Here is a 13,399-nt window from a genome sequence, read left to right as displayed (position 1 = left end):
CATGAGGATGTATCCAGTTTACAAGGGGCTTCAAAAGCCCCTTGTTTATCGCGGTTTCAAAGGGAAGTTTATTGCTTATGGAATTTCTTCCTTAGGTCTTGGGCTGGTCACAGGAGGCCTAGCCGGTGCGCTCCTCAATATGTATATCGGTGGCCTCTTAACCATTCTTTCAATAGCCGGTGGGCTCCTCTACACATATTCCAAGCAGGCATTCGGTCTTCATGATAAGACCAGATCCAGGGAGATATTCATTCATCGTATTTATTTAAGGCGAGGTTATGGGAAAACAGGAATTTAAACTGCCATATGCCGGAATAGAAGAGATAGGCGGACTTTCCGTTCTTTATGGTGAGTCAGGCGATTTTTCAGTAATTCTTTCTATCGAAAATCCGGTGCTTATTTATTCCGCTGATCCGGCAGGCTACCAGGCCTTTCATCTTCTGCTTCTCAATGTGATCAAGATATTGAGTGAAGGGTATATCATTCAGAAACAGGATGTGTTCTCTAAAAGAACTTATCAGGCGAAAGTGCAAAGTGAACCCCTTCAGCAAAAATACGATGAGCATTTTTCAGGGAGGGAATATATTGAGCACTCTAGTTATCTGGTTATAACCCGTCAGGTCAAACGAAGGGCAATGTACGTTTATGACAGGAAAGCCCTTTTGGATTTTGTATCCAATATTGCCAAGGTCTGTGAACTATTGAAAGGAGCATCGGTATCACCAAAAGTACTGCCCCAGGGTGAGATAGAACGCTATATTTCGCGGATGCTTGCCATGGATTTCTCCTCAGACCATTTTTCGCTCAATAACTTAAGGGCCGGGGATACTGAAATAGGTATTGGGAAAAAGGTGATCCGCTGCATGAGCCTGGTCAATATCGATTCCATTGACATGCCTGAATCCATTGGGCCATATTTAATGGCGAACGACGGGAAAGGACTACAGGAATTTCCGATGGACAACCTTTCTTTCCTGTCATCAGTTCCGGGTATTGAAAGTCTTGTTTATAACCAATTAATTGAAATTCCTTCCCAGGGCATTACCCTGAACAAACTGCAGCTGAAACGCAAGCGGCATTCCGGAGTTCCTGATCCAGCCAATCAGATGTGTGTGGAGGATATTGATAAGTTGCTCATAGATGTGGCAAGGGAAAACCAGTTGCTCGTCAATGCGCACTATTCTTTATTGGTCTGCTGCGAACTTCCACTTCTGGATACCAGCTGTAACTTTATTGAAGCTTCCCTATTTCAGCAGGGGATTATCCCCTCCAAGAATGCCTATAACCAGATGGAACTCTTTAGGAGTGCCTTGCCTGGAAATGCAGTGGAACTGAAAAAATACGACTGGTTCCTCACCACTTCGGATGCGGCCCTTTGCCTGTTCTACAAGGAACGGCTGATGCGGGATGAGCCCTCCAAGTTTCTCATGCGCTTTACCGATAGGAGAGGAATCCCTGTAGGCATAGATCCAGCAGATCTTCCTATGGAATCTGGCAGGATTACCAACCGTTCAAAATTTGTTCTGGGCAGCTCTGGTACTGGTAAATCCTTTTTTATGAACAGCCTGCTTGAACAGTATATGCTTTATAATTACGACATCGTGATCGTTGATGTAGGACATTCCTATTCCGGGCTATGCAATTATTTTGGAGGAAAGTATTACACCTATACCGAGGAGAATCCGATCACGATGAATCCCTTTCTTATTTCTGAAGCAGAATATAACATCGAAAAGAAGGATTTCCTCAAAACACTTATCGGACTTCTTTTAAAGGGTGCAGAGGGAAGCGTATCGCAGATTGAGGATACGGTTTTCTCAAATGTACTCTCGGCCTACTATTCAGACTTCTTTTTAGGAGAGGCTGATTATGCGCTGTGTTTTGATTCTTTCTACCATTATTCGATCGTTAAGATTTCGGAGATCAAGGAAAATGAGAAGATCAGTTTCGATCTTGATGAGTACCGTTATGTACTTAAAAAATTCTGTCTTGGCGGAGAGTACGGTAGGCTGCTCAACGAAAGCGCTGATCTCTCAGATTTTACAGAGCGTTTTATTGTCTACGAAATTGATTCAATCAAGGAAAATAGGGTTCTTTTTCCAATCGTGACGCTGGTGATTATGGATTTGGTACTGCAGAAAATGAGGCACCGTACAGGCCAGCGAAAAGCGATGATTTTGGAAGAAGCGTGGAAGGCAATCGCATCTCCGCTAATGGCTAACTACATTCTTTACCTCTATAAAACGATGAGGAAATTCTGGGGAGAGCCAATTGTGGTGACGCAGGAACTGGGCGATATTATCGGAAATGCTGTAATAAAGGATTCCATTCTGGCCAGTTCCGACACCATCTGCCTGCTCGATCAATCCAAGTTCAGGGGGAATTATGCAGAGGTAGCAAAGCTCCTGGCGCTCAGTGAGGTAGAGCAGCGAAAGATATTTACCATCAATGCGCTTGAAAATAAGGCCGGACGCGGGAAATTCAAGGAGGTTTACATTAAGCGCGGAAGTATAGGGGAGGTCTATGGCGTTGAAGTGTCGCTTTTTCAGTATTTAACCTTCACAACCGAAAAACCCGAAAAGACTGCTGTCGAATCTTATGTCAAGCGTTACGGTTCTTATCCTCTGGGACTGGAACATTTCGTTGCCGATATGAAAATGAGCGCAATCTCTCTTCCCGAATTTGTCAAGAAAGTCAATTCATCCATCACAAGTTAAATTCTATTTTTATGCGAAAAATATTCATCTATTTTTTATTTGGAATCTTCGTGCAATCGGCCTCCGCACAAATATACGTTGACCCAACAACCGCTGCGGCCACGGCTGCCCATGCAGGGGTGATGAACAGCGGTCTGTCCCGAACCAGCGACAACCTTACTCTTGTGCAAAGGGCACAGCTCGCGGTAACTGGTCAGCTTGGAATTGTAAATGACCTTCAATCCACTATTTACAGAGGCTTATCTGAGGTTTCAGGAGTAATGAGGTCTCTGCTTTCTGTTAAGGATATTTATGCGATTTCTCAGGATATTGTCATTGATGTGAATAAGGCGATTAATCTAGCCTCTGGTGACCCGGTATTATTGCTGTTTGCCGAAGGAGGTGCTAGGGAGTTCAAAACCCGTTCGATCAACCTTGCTACCGAGGTTAGCTCTTTTGTATTAAAAGACGGGAGGGACGCGCTGATGGATTCCGGTGAACGGGCAAAGCTTCTCAATAGGATCGTCACAGAACTTACCATCCTCCGCGGAGTGGCCTATGGCATGTACCGTACGATGTACTGGGCAAAGCAGCGCGGAATCTTAAATTCCCTAAACCCTTATGCAGGATATATCAATATTGATAAACGCATAGCGGACGATATTATCAGGAATGCCAAGATGCTCAAGCAATGAAAAGCGCAGCATTTTTCACGGCTATGATTTTCATATCAATAGCTGCTCATGCGCAGTTGAATGTCGGGCTTTTGCACCAGCTTGTGGGTAATAGCAAAACAGAACACGGAAAACAGTCTGATGCGAGGGACAGGCAGGCGGGATCCACTGCAAATGAGGAGGCAAACAAAACCCTGATGGTAAGATTAAAGAATAAATACAGGGATATCCAGTCCCGGTTCAAGACTTTGGGACTTGCCATTGATGCGGTGCAGATCGGAATCGAAGCCTATCCATTGATTGCTGATATTACCGAAAGCCAGGGGATGATTTTTGATTTATGCAAGGACGATTCTATACTTTCCGTTCTGGCCATACAGGCAGAGCTGGATATGGGGGATCGGGCACATGCACTGCTGAATTTTTTGTACGGACTTGCTCTTTCTATGCAGGACATCAACCAGATGAAGCAGAGCGACCGCAAAATGCTTTTTTCCCATGTGCTCACTGAACTCCGCCTGATAGCCGGGGCATCCAGAGGACTGGCGGTAACCCTTCAATATTCTTCAAGAAAAAAGGTCTTCAATCAGCTAAACCCTTTCTCAGAATTTATCAATACCGATAAAAAATTGGTAGATGAAATCCTGCGAAAAAAAGATATCCTAAAAAACTGATGTTATGAAATTGCTTATTTTAATTTTTTTAATGCTGATTGGTCATTATTGTAGTAAAGCTCAAAGGCTAGTTTTTGACCGCGGGCATTTTAATATCGTAAATGAAAATGGAGCAGTACGTCTGGCAGCTGAAAATACGTATAACAGTTATTTAAATACGATCAACAACCGCCTTTCGGATATTAATCTCAATCTGGGCGCGGTCGTTATGGTTCAGTCATTAATCCTGTCTTCCTTAAGAGAAGTTGATCAGGGGCTCAAAACAGCAATCGCGGTCAGACAGATCGGCTCACTGGTTGCCGAGATTTCATCGGAAAGTGCCGGGATGATTGATATCGCCAAATCAGATCCCCATCTGCTGCTTTTTGCAGAAGACGTTTCCCGCCAGGTAAAAGATAGGGGGATAAACCTATTTTCAGAAGTCTCTGCTTTTGTATTGAAGGAAGGCGAAAACGTCCTCATGGATTTCGAAAAGCGCGATGCGCTGCTTAAGAAAATTGCCCTAGAGCTCCGCGTCATCCGTGCCCTGGTATTCAGCATGAAAAAATCCATGTACTGGACAAAAATGAATGGAGTCTTCCGTTCGCTTAATCCCTATCAGGGCTTTATCAATCAGGATCTGCGTCTCGGGAGTGATATTTTATTCAAATCAAAACTTTTAAAACCATGAAAAAACCTTTTTTGCTTCTTTTCCTCTGTTTGCTCTCAACGCTCCTCTGGTCACAGAAGAAAATTACCGACAAACACATTACCTACCAGCAGGAACGAATGGTCTTCAAGCAATGGGATGCGGATAAGTTTACGCCCAAACCAGGATTTTTAGGGCTCAACCCTGATTACTGGATTACTTGGGCGCTTCACCCCAATTATCCCAAAACGGATCTAAGACCCCTTGGCCCGCTCGGTCCACAAACGCAACGGCTGATGTTGGCAGCAGCCATGCAGAACACAGATAATCTCTACAAACTGCATGCGGATACCCTTCGCAATACTGCGCTGAGCGAGGCCTCCAATTATTCTTCGGCACTTTCTTTTGCCGATCCCCTTTGGCTAATGTACTATCGCAACGAGTTTGAAGGATTATTAAATCAGGCAGATGCCGATATGCTTGCAGGCCTTTCGCTTGCAGAACAGAAATACATAATATCTGTGGGTCTGTTTGACTGGTACAGGGAGGAAAGCAGTGCACTTCTTGAAAGGCTGGAAATCGCGAGGTCGACTACCTTAGACCGGGGATCAAGGATAATGGCCTACCACAGGATGCTATCTGAATTCAGAAAACTCTCGGCAAGCTGGGAAACCAAGAAATCCAGGGCAAAAACCTATCTCTCTATCCGCTCGTCTGTCCAGAAGTTACGGGCCGGTGAAGTTCAAAGACCAGCATCCCCAAAGAGCGATATCCAGATTGCCAATGATATTCTTAAAAAATCAAAACTATAAGCAATGGATATTTTAAATGTTATAACCGGCACAGCCGGTTTTTTTGTGCAGGCAGTGCCCGATTCGTTCAAGGACACTTTTAATTTTCTTCAGGGCAACGGCGTGTATGAAGAGGGGATGATGCATTTTCTGCATGAGATGAAAAGTACGATCTGGACTCATTATGATGCCTTTATTGCAGATGCGCAGGCACTGGCGGCAATTTTTATGCTCATCTTTTTTGCTATCAAAAGCTATGAAATGATCTCCGGGGATAAACAGCTTGAAATTATGCCGCTGCTCCGTCCTTTCGGTCTGACCATGGTGATTCTATGGTGGAGCATCTTTACCCGGGTCCTTGCGTATCCAACCGATGTTGTAGAACAGAAGACCTCAGCAATGTTCGATGGCAGCCAGGCAGAGATCAATGATCTCAGGCTACAGCGGGCGAAGCTCATGGTAGAGGTTTCTGATCAGCTCTATAAAATTCAGGCCGAGACGCAGACAGCAAAAACAGAAGCGGATACCTGGTATGAAAATGCATGGGAATCTGTTAAGTCTTCGGTAAAGGAAGGGTTTTCCGAAGTCTGGAACCCGATAGTGGAAATGAGAAACCGGCTGGAGGTTGGTCTGCAACTTTTGGCTACCTCTCTTTTGGAAACACTCGCTATATGGATACTCAGGGTCTGCACCTACATTATTTTTATCATTCAGATCATCTTTTCCACGATACTGATTATTTTAGGCCCCTTTTCAGTAGCCGTCTCTATTCTGCCAGCTTTCAGGGATTCCTTTTCGACATGGGTCGCCAGGTTCATCTCGGTAAACCTTTATTCAGGGATTGCATATCTGGTGATGTATGTAGCGTCCCTTTTCCAGCATTATGCACTTGAGGCGGAAATTACCCGTTATCAGGAGCTTGTTGGGACTGGCGGGGCAAGCCTTGAAAAGCTCGGCTGGTTTGCCAGCAATGGAGTTCTCTCCTTTGGAATGGTAATCGTAACCTTTATCATCGGTGCACTAACCATGCTTACCGTGCCGAGCATTTCAACATGGATAGTATCCACATCGGGTGTATCTTCTGCCGCAAGTTCTATGGGAAGAGGTGCATCAAGCATGACCAGGGTTGCTGGACAGATAATGGGAGGATAGAGAGATGATGATAAAAAGTATCGAATCCAAAATCCGTCTAGCCACATTCCTTTCGCTGGGAAGTTTTTTGCTCTGTCTATCGGTAGTCGCTGTTGTTTCTTTTTTTGCCTATGGATATGTTAGGGATTCTCGTAAAAGTATTTATATTCTTGACCCCTCGGGAACACCAATCCTGGCAAAACAGACCGATGTGCAGCTAAACAGAGCAGCAGAATATCGCGCACATATTGCAAAATTCCATTCTCTTTTCTTTTCGCTGGTACCAGATGATAAGTTCATAGAATATCAGATGAAACAGGCCATGTACCTTATTGATGAAAGTGGTGCCCTTCAGTATAATAATCTGAAGGAAAAAGGTTTTTTCACCTCTATTCTCTCCTCCTCTGCTGTACTCACGCTCCGAACCGATTCTATTTTTTTAGATGAAAAAAGAATGTATTTCCGGTATTATGGTACACAGAAAATAGACAGGAGAAGTTCAAGCGTCACCCGCTCGCTTATCACGGAGGGAAGCCTGGTCGATCTTGAAACAAGATCTGATAATAATCCCCACGCGGTGTTAATTACCAGATGGAAGACATTAGAGAACAGGGATATTTCAACTATAGATAAAAATGCATTCCAATGAAAAAGACAACTGTGTTTTCAGAACTCAGAAATGAGTTCTCTGATCTGATCGAACGCCTCCTGGCCTCCATATCAGGTTTTTTCAAAAAATATCCGAAGGTTATCTTCTCATCTATGGTGCTGCTACTAGGCAGTTCCTTTCTCTTGTGCTTTACGCTGCTGAGAATGGATTCAAAAAAAGCCCCTTTAGAAAAAAAAGCACTGCTAAAAGTTGAGAGTGGGCTTAGCGAAATAGGAACAACTGTAAGTAAGCTTAAAAGAACTCTGGAAATTAGGGAAGCGCTGAAAGTTTTATTGGCCAAGGAAACGCTAAATAGCCAGGACAGCCTGCTCATGGTCAGTATGGTAGCCGAGCTTGAGCGTGCCGGCCACACGAAGAATTAATTAAATTATATGAAAAAAATAGATTTAAAAAAGCCCAGGTACGCTCTTCCCATAATCTGTCTGCCTTTTCTTTTTCTCTTCTTTTATGTCTATAAAAGCAGTTTTGGAAAAGAAGGTAAAATAGTCCTGGGAAGAGATTCGCTACAGACCAACGTGGCAAATGTTTCCGAGCAGGTGAGGAACCAGGAGCTTTCGGGAAAGCTGGATGCCTTTAGAAATAAATTCAAGCAGGCCGATGGATACACTGCTGTTGGTAGTATTGGTGAAGAAAACCAACAGCTGGCAGAGATAAGCTCATCCTACAATTTGAGGGAAAAGCATATGCTAGATTCCATTGACCAGGTAATGAAGGCAAAATATGGTCTGCCAGGCAGACCGGAAAATGTAAACCATGGATATTCTGCGGCAGGACAGAGCTTTGTAAAGTCGCGGAACCCTTCCAGAACTGAGCAGGACATCGCACTCGCCTCGGCACTGTCGAAGATAAAAATGCAGGAGAACAGGGTAACTAAGGAGGTTGATAACTCTAAAAACCCATCCGATCCCATGCAGCTTTTTCGGGCACAGATGGCTCTTGTCGACAGTATGGGGAAAGCTAATGATCCCGCTGTAAAGGAGAATATTGAAAAAGAACGGGCTCTGAAACTGGCCGAAGCAGAAGCCAAAAGCAAGAAGATCATTCCGGTCAAAAGATCGCATGGATTTTCGGCTGGCTTCAATACCATACTTTCCGGAGATGTCGAACGCCCTATTTCTGCGATCATTGATCAGGATGTTACAGGCTTTTCCGGATCGCGCCTGCGTATAAGGCTGACTGATGATATCATGGCCGGCAAGTTTATGATCCCTAAAGGCACCTACCTCTATGCAACTATTTCAGGCTTCTCTGCCCAAAGGGTTTCCTTGGTGATCTCATCGGTATTCCATGGCGGGGAAATTCTGCCGGTAAATCTTCAGGTTTATGACAACGACGGAATGGCCGGTATTTATGTTCCATCTTCCGCCTTTCGCGAATTTACCAGGGACATGAGCAGTTCAAGCACGCAAGGGATTACCATACAGCAGATGGCAGAAAACAACAATCAACTCGTTATGGGGGTGCTTTCCAAGATGTTCCAGTCTACAACAACAGCGGTAAACAAGTTGATCCGGTCCAATAAGGTCAAGGTCAGATACAATACCCAGGTTTATCTCATTGATCCCAATGAGCTTAAAAGAAAACAACAATCTTATTAGAATTTCATGAAAAAAATATTGTTCCTAGCTCAAATTTTCCTGAGCTCACTGGCCCTTTATGCGCAAGTGCCACACTCAGTTACCGTTGCCGATATTCCGGTAATCGGAATATCGGGTTCAGTTTCTATCCACTTCATCTCGCCAGAGAAAATTTCCTATGTAGACCTATCCAGCAGTTCGCTGATTGGTGACCTTCCGGAAAAGAACATTCTCAGGATCAAGGCGATTCCAGACTCTGTTGCCGCTCTTTTCTCCAGCGGCGATGCTGGCCTGGTTACCATTGTCGGAGAAACCTTTATTGCACAATACAGACTCTCCTTTTTATCGCCTGCTAGTCCCGAGCTGGTTTCCACACAAATCGATATCCTGCCAACCTATATGAGATCCATTGATATTTCGGGGATAGGATTATCACAGAACGAAATGAAGAGCAATGCGCTTTCCCTGCTAAAGCGCAGAGGGGATTCCCGAATTAAAAAAGAATCAGCTTTCGGGATATCACTGGTGGTAAACCGGGTTTATACCCTTGGCGATTGCATCCTTCTTGACCTGAGCTTCCATAACTCGACAAATCTCACCTTTGATGTCGACGAGCTCAGGTTTAAGATAGCGGACAGAAAGATCAATAAATCTACCAATGTCCAGTCCATAGAATTAAAGCCGGTTTTTCAGCTTTATCCCTTTGAAAGATTTTCGAAATCCTATCGTAATATTTATTTCATTAAAAAAACCACCTTTCCCGGTGACAAGGAATTCAGTATTGAATTATCGGAAAAGCAGATTTCCGGAAGAAATCTTCGCGCTTCATTAAGTTACTCCGATATCCTAAACGCCGACACCTTTTAATGTTTCATTATGGAAGAAAGCAAGGAACAACAGAGCCTGCACCGCTTCCTTCAGTTTGCCATTTATCTAGCCCTTTTGCTAGATGTGCTCATGTTTGTCTATGCAACTAAGCTGTTAACTGATTTAGGTGCAGAGAAAATCGGGCTCGCCAGGTTTCTAGTGCGCATGTCACGGATTATTATTTACCAGCACCCTCTCTATAGCCGGTTTTTCTCGTTGTTGCTTATCTCGCTGGTTTCAATCGGGACACTGAGCAAAAAAGAAAAAGATCTTGATGCTAAAACAGCGATCATTTATCCGCTCGTGTTGGGATTAGTCTTAATGGCGGCCAGTATCTTTTTTTTTGGTGAAAAGGGGACTGCGGTTTTTTATCTGACCAGCTGGCAGGATATCGGGTATATCTTTTTATTGTTGATAGGTACGATCCTGGTGCACCTAGCGATGGATAATGTTTCCAAGATTATCAGCTCTTCTTTAGGTAAGGATAAGTGGAATACCGAAGAAGAATCCTTTATGCAGGCAAGAAAGCCTGTAAACGGACCATTTGCAGTTACCATCCCCTCACTTTTTTATTACCGCAAGAAAGTACATTCGGGCTTCATTAACATAGAGAACATCTTTCGCGGAACGCTTTTGATCGGGACCCCGGGCTCGGGCAAGAGTTTTGGCATTGTTATGCCCTTTATCCGGCAGCTTATCTTTAAGGAATTCTGTATCTGCTGTTATGACTTTAAGTTTCCCGACCTGGGTCAGATCGCCTATTACCATTATCTGCTGGGTAAAAAGCAGGGCAGGCTCTCAGGCTTTGATTTTCATGTCATCAACTTAACCCAGGTAGAGCGAAGCAGGAGGATAAATGTATTAAGACCAGATTACATAGTAACGCTCGCCGATGCTGGCGAAACAGCGGAAGCCCTGGTTGAAGCCTTGAAAAAAGGGGATAAATCCGGTGGTAGCGATCAGTTCTTTACCCAGAGTGCGGTAAATTTTCTTTCTTCCTGCATTTATTTCTTTTCTCAGTACCAGGGAGGGAAGTATTCTACTTTTCCGCACGTACTTTCATTTTTGAACTGCAGTTATGAGCAGATTTTTTCGGTGCTATTTTCCAATCCTGAGCTTGGGAGCTTACTTTCTCCATTTGCCACTGCATGGCAGGCTAAAGCTTTCAACCAGCTAGAGGGGCAGATAGGAACGCTAAAGGTATTCATCTCCCGCTTAGCTACTAAAGAGACGTTCTGGGTTTTTTCCGCGGATGATTTCAACTTAAAGATTTCATCCCGGGCGGAGCCCTCTATATTAGTCCTTGCCAATGACCCCAATACACAGAATATCAATTCCGCCTGCTATTCTGTGGTGCTCAACAGGCTGACCAGGCTTATCAACTCTAAAGGAAACCGGCCCTCGGCCTTGATTATCGATGAGCTGCCAACCTTATTTGTGCACCGCATTGAAAATCTAATTGCCACTGCCAGATCAAATAAGGTAGCGGTTCTCATGGGACTCCAGGAGCTTCCACAGTTTCAGCAGCAATATGGAAAGGATACCGCAACCACCATTACCTCGGTAGTAGGGAATGTACTTTCTGGCTCGGTAAGGAACAAGGAAACGCTCGAATGGCTGGAGCGGCTTTTTGGGAAAGTTAAGCAACAGTCAGAGAGCTTGTCCATTGATAGAACCAAGACATCGGTGTCGCTCTCGGAAAAACTAGAATCGCTGATTCCTGCAGGTAAGATCGCATCATTGAAGGCCGGAGAGCTCGTTGGTATGCTTGCAGCGGATGCGGTAGAAGAATATACCGGAAAATTTGATACCTCGGCGATCAACTGCAGGGTGAATCTTGATATGGAGGCATTAGCTACAGAGGAAAAAGCTTACCCTGATATGCCGTTGTATTATGATTTCGCAGGAAAAAAGGATGAGATTCTCCGTAAAAACTTCATGCGCATAAATGATGAAATACAGGTATTGGTTAAAAAATTCAGAACCGAGGCTGCCGTCCCAAAAAATGGGGAAAGTCCCAAAGCCTCCATGGCAGGCGGAATGAAGAGATAAACAAACTATTTTTTTTCAATCTTAAAATCAATTTTTATGGAAGAATTAACCGGCCGGCTTGTGGTGGTACATCCCCAGCTGACAACAGATCCTGTTTCCAGACAGGGTCAGATAGGTGTAATTGCAATAGCGGATCTTCAAAAAGATAACATTAGCGTCGGCTTTGGTGGTGGCCCACTTGGCAGGTATTCCTCAGATGCCCTCCTTGTGCTAAAGGATAAAAGGGAGCTTTATCAGGATATTATGACTGGGGTAAAGGATATGGATGCCGGTACTTTTAAAGACTTGCTCGATATTAATATGAAACAGGAGTATTCAGATTATGGTCACATCTCTGCTGCGATGAAGATTGCTGTCGAAAATCCAGAGGTGATGAAAAGGAGCATGATTTCCCTGGAGGACTATATTTCACGAAATCACAATATAAATGTCAGCGAAGCGGTTTCTTTTGAGCGTTAGGCTTTTGGCAGGCGTACTTCTCATTTTTGTTTGCTCTTCTCTATCCTGCTACTCCCAAATCTCCTTGCCTTTGAATTCAATAAAGGTAAATAGCGCTTTTGGTAAAAGGATACATCCTATTACCCATTTTGCGGATTTCCATCGTGGCATTGATCTTCACGCAAGAAATGAGCCTGTATTTTCTTTTCTTACCGGAAAGGTATCCGGCGTAGGCTTTAATCCAATTCTGGGAAAATTTATAAGGATTGATCATTCAGGCCTTGAAAGCATATATGGCCACCTCTCCATTATTCTGGTTCGAAAGGGCGAGGAAGTCCGTTCTGGGGAAGTTATAGCGGTTACGGGATCTACCGGTAGGGTGACTGGCGAACACCTGCACTTTAGTTTGCGCATCGGGGGAGTCTACATCGATCCTGTAAACTTTATTCTTCGCTACTATAAAGTAGCCAAAATTAATCAAATAAATTTTATGGAAAATTCAGCCTATTTGACCCTAAGGCAAAAACTGGAACTACTCGCCATGGAAGAGGAAGTGGAACTGAATCAGGACGAGGCCTGGGTTTACGGAATTGGTTTTGCGGATACGGAGGAAGAGCAAGATGGATAAAAAAGATGTTCATAAACCCCTGCACGTTCAGGTTGCCGAGAAAGTAATTGAGGCACTCCGCGCCGGAACCGCACCCTGGCAGATTCCATGGGATTCAGCGGGCATGCCTCTTCTAATGCCTTACAATTTTCAGAGCGGCAATAGATATAAGGGAATCAATGCCCTATCACTTTTGATGGCAGGTAGGGAAGATCCAAGATGGATGACCTACAGGCAGGCAGAGGAAAGCGGAATGCAGGTGAGAAAGGGAGAGAAATCCATGCTCATCCAGTTCGTTAAAACAAGTGATGAGCGAACCAGGCGCGACGCTTCAGGAAAGGTTATGCATGATGAGCTCGGAAAGCCCATAAAGGAAACAAGGGAACTTCCCCATGCCATTGTTCGCAATGCTTACGTGTTTAATGCCGCGCAGATCGAGGGCATGCCCAAACTGGAAAGAGAAAAGCCATGGAATTGCAATAGAAAAGTAGAGACCTTTTTATGCAGCTTCTGTTTTTTCCCCAGCGATGGTCTGCCCGGCTTGTTCGGGAGTGTTATAGTCCAATGCTGAATGCCTTCTCTTTCTGTTATACC

The 13,399-nt window shown here is 44.3% G+C and carries 15 protein-coding genes; all 15 read left to right on the top strand.

Translation table 11 applies throughout. The annotated features are described in order from the left end of the window. The first annotated feature begins 1 nt into the window (after nucleotide 1). The 15 genes from DU508_RS20395 to DU508_RS20325 all read left to right on the top strand — a co-directional run bounded on the left by DU508_RS20395 (nucleotide 2) and on the right by DU508_RS20325 (nucleotide 13,376). Nucleotides 2–298 carry a DUF4133 domain-containing protein gene (locus DU508_RS20395; RefSeq protein WP_115404611.1) on the top strand — a complete coding sequence of 99 codons (297 nt, stop codon included), beginning with the start codon at nucleotides 2–4 and terminating at the stop codon, nucleotides 296–298. Beyond that, entirely contained in the window at nucleotides 279–2,717 is a 2,439-nt protein-coding gene (locus DU508_RS20390) for a TraG family conjugative transposon ATPase (protein ID WP_056095063.1), read from the top strand. Before DU508_RS20395 ends, DU508_RS20390 begins: the two co-directional genes overlap by 20 nt. Before the next feature lie 11 nt (nucleotides 2,718–2,728). After that, entirely contained in the window at nucleotides 2,729–3,391 is a 663-nt protein-coding gene (locus DU508_RS20385) for a hypothetical protein (RefSeq protein ID WP_056095060.1), read from the top strand. After that, on the top strand, nucleotides 3,388–4,044 hold the full coding sequence (locus tag DU508_RS20380; RefSeq protein ID WP_056095057.1) for a hypothetical protein: 657 nt from the start codon (nucleotides 3,388–3,390) through the stop codon (nucleotides 4,042–4,044). Before DU508_RS20385 ends, DU508_RS20380 begins: the two co-directional genes overlap by 4 nt. A gap of 4 nt (nucleotides 4,045–4,048) precedes the next feature. Beyond that, nucleotides 4,049–4,714: a hypothetical protein gene (locus DU508_RS20375; RefSeq protein WP_056095054.1), complete on the top strand. Its 666-nt coding sequence runs from the start codon at nucleotides 4,049–4,051 to the stop codon at nucleotides 4,712–4,714. Then, nucleotides 4,711–5,484 carry a hypothetical protein gene (locus DU508_RS20370; RefSeq protein ID WP_056095051.1) on the top strand — a complete coding sequence of 258 codons (774 nt, stop codon included), beginning with the start codon at nucleotides 4,711–4,713 and terminating at the stop codon, nucleotides 5,482–5,484. The genes DU508_RS20375 and DU508_RS20370 overlap by 4 nt, the downstream gene beginning before the upstream one ends. 3 nt (nucleotides 5,485–5,487) lie before the next feature. Next, entirely contained in the window at nucleotides 5,488–6,615 is a 1,128-nt protein-coding gene (locus tag DU508_RS20365) for a hypothetical protein (protein ID WP_056095048.1), read from the top strand. A 4-nt stretch (nucleotides 6,616–6,619) separates the two neighbouring features. Beyond that, on the top strand, nucleotides 6,620–7,243 hold the full coding sequence (traK, locus tag DU508_RS20360; RefSeq protein ID WP_056095045.1) for a conjugative transposon protein TraK: 624 nt from the start codon (nucleotides 6,620–6,622) through the stop codon (nucleotides 7,241–7,243). Continuing rightward, a complete protein-coding gene (locus DU508_RS20355) occupies nucleotides 7,240–7,626 on the top strand; it encodes a hypothetical protein (RefSeq protein WP_056095041.1) in 387 nt (128 codons plus the stop codon). The genes traK and DU508_RS20355 overlap by 4 nt, the downstream gene beginning before the upstream one ends. Nucleotides 7,627–7,635: 9 nt before the next feature. Beyond that, complete coding sequence (gene traM, locus DU508_RS20350) at nucleotides 7,636–8,862, top strand: conjugative transposon protein TraM (RefSeq protein ID WP_056095039.1); 1,227 nt, start codon at nucleotides 7,636–7,638, stop codon at nucleotides 8,860–8,862. An 18-nt stretch (nucleotides 8,863–8,880) separates the two neighbouring features. Beyond that, a complete protein-coding gene (locus DU508_RS20345; protein ID WP_158542221.1) occupies nucleotides 8,881–9,708 on the top strand; it encodes a DUF4138 domain-containing protein in 828 nt (275 codons plus the stop codon). A 9-nt stretch (nucleotides 9,709–9,717) separates the two neighbouring features. Then, nucleotides 9,718–11,760 (top strand): type IV secretion system DNA-binding domain-containing protein, encoded by a 2,043-nt coding sequence (locus DU508_RS20340; RefSeq protein WP_056095033.1) that lies wholly within the window; start codon nucleotides 9,718–9,720, stop codon nucleotides 11,758–11,760. A gap of 36 nt (nucleotides 11,761–11,796) precedes the next feature. Further along, nucleotides 11,797–12,219 (top strand): hypothetical protein, encoded by a 423-nt coding sequence (locus tag DU508_RS20335; RefSeq protein WP_056095029.1) that lies wholly within the window; start codon nucleotides 11,797–11,799, stop codon nucleotides 12,217–12,219. A 70-nt stretch (nucleotides 12,220–12,289) separates the two neighbouring features. Continuing rightward, nucleotides 12,290–12,826, top strand: coding sequence for a M23 family metallopeptidase (locus tag DU508_RS20330; RefSeq protein ID WP_158542220.1), 537 nt, complete (start codon nucleotides 12,290–12,292; stop codon nucleotides 12,824–12,826). After that, nucleotides 12,819–13,376 carry an ArdC-like ssDNA-binding domain-containing protein gene (locus tag DU508_RS20325; RefSeq protein WP_115404609.1) on the top strand — a complete coding sequence of 186 codons (558 nt, stop codon included), beginning with the start codon at nucleotides 12,819–12,821 and terminating at the stop codon, nucleotides 13,374–13,376. The genes DU508_RS20330 and DU508_RS20325 overlap by 8 nt, the downstream gene beginning before the upstream one ends. The last annotated feature ends 23 nt before the right edge of the window (nucleotides 13,377–13,399 follow it).

Origin of the sequence: Pedobacter chinensis (assembly GCF_003339865.1) — a bacterium.
Lineage (GTDB): Bacteria > Bacteroidota > Bacteroidia > Sphingobacteriales > Sphingobacteriaceae > Pedobacter > Pedobacter chinensis.
The sequence above is the reverse complement of the archived record's forward strand: the minus strand, read 5'-3'. Positions and strand labels throughout refer to the sequence as shown.

Bases quoted from the DNA above. Each gene is read 5' to 3' on its own strand.
- traK (WP_056095045.1), top strand. From the start codon at position 6,620: ATGATGATAAAAAGTATCGAATCCAAAATCCGTCTAGCCACATTCCTT.
- DU508_RS20365 (WP_056095048.1), top strand. From the start codon at position 5,488: ATGGATATTTTAAATGTTATAACCGGCACAGCCGGTTTTTTTGTGCAG.
- DU508_RS20390 (WP_056095063.1), top strand. From the start codon at position 279: ATGGGAAAACAGGAATTTAAACTGCCATATGCCGGAATAGAAGAGATA.
- DU508_RS20355 (WP_056095041.1), top strand. From the start codon at position 7,240: ATGAAAAAGACAACTGTGTTTTCAGAACTCAGAAATGAGTTCTCTGAT.
- DU508_RS20335 (WP_056095029.1), top strand. From the start codon at position 11,797: ATGGAAGAATTAACCGGCCGGCTTGTGGTGGTACATCCCCAGCTGACA.
- DU508_RS20385 (WP_056095060.1), top strand. From the start codon at position 2,729: ATGCGAAAAATATTCATCTATTTTTTATTTGGAATCTTCGTGCAATCG.
- DU508_RS20380 (WP_056095057.1), top strand. From the start codon at position 3,388: ATGAAAAGCGCAGCATTTTTCACGGCTATGATTTTCATATCAATAGCT.
- DU508_RS20340 (WP_056095033.1), top strand. From the start codon at position 9,718: ATGGAAGAAAGCAAGGAACAACAGAGCCTGCACCGCTTCCTTCAGTTT.
- DU508_RS20375 (WP_056095054.1), top strand. From the start codon at position 4,049: ATGAAATTGCTTATTTTAATTTTTTTAATGCTGATTGGTCATTATTGT.
- DU508_RS20370 (WP_056095051.1), top strand. From the start codon at position 4,711: ATGAAAAAACCTTTTTTGCTTCTTTTCCTCTGTTTGCTCTCAACGCTC.
- traM (WP_056095039.1), top strand. From the start codon at position 7,636: ATGAAAAAAATAGATTTAAAAAAGCCCAGGTACGCTCTTCCCATAATC.
- DU508_RS20395 (WP_115404611.1), top strand. From the start codon at position 2: ATGAGGATGTATCCAGTTTACAAGGGGCTTCAAAAGCCCCTTGTTTAT.
- DU508_RS20325 (WP_115404609.1), top strand. From the start codon at position 12,819: ATGGATAAAAAAGATGTTCATAAACCCCTGCACGTTCAGGTTGCCGAG.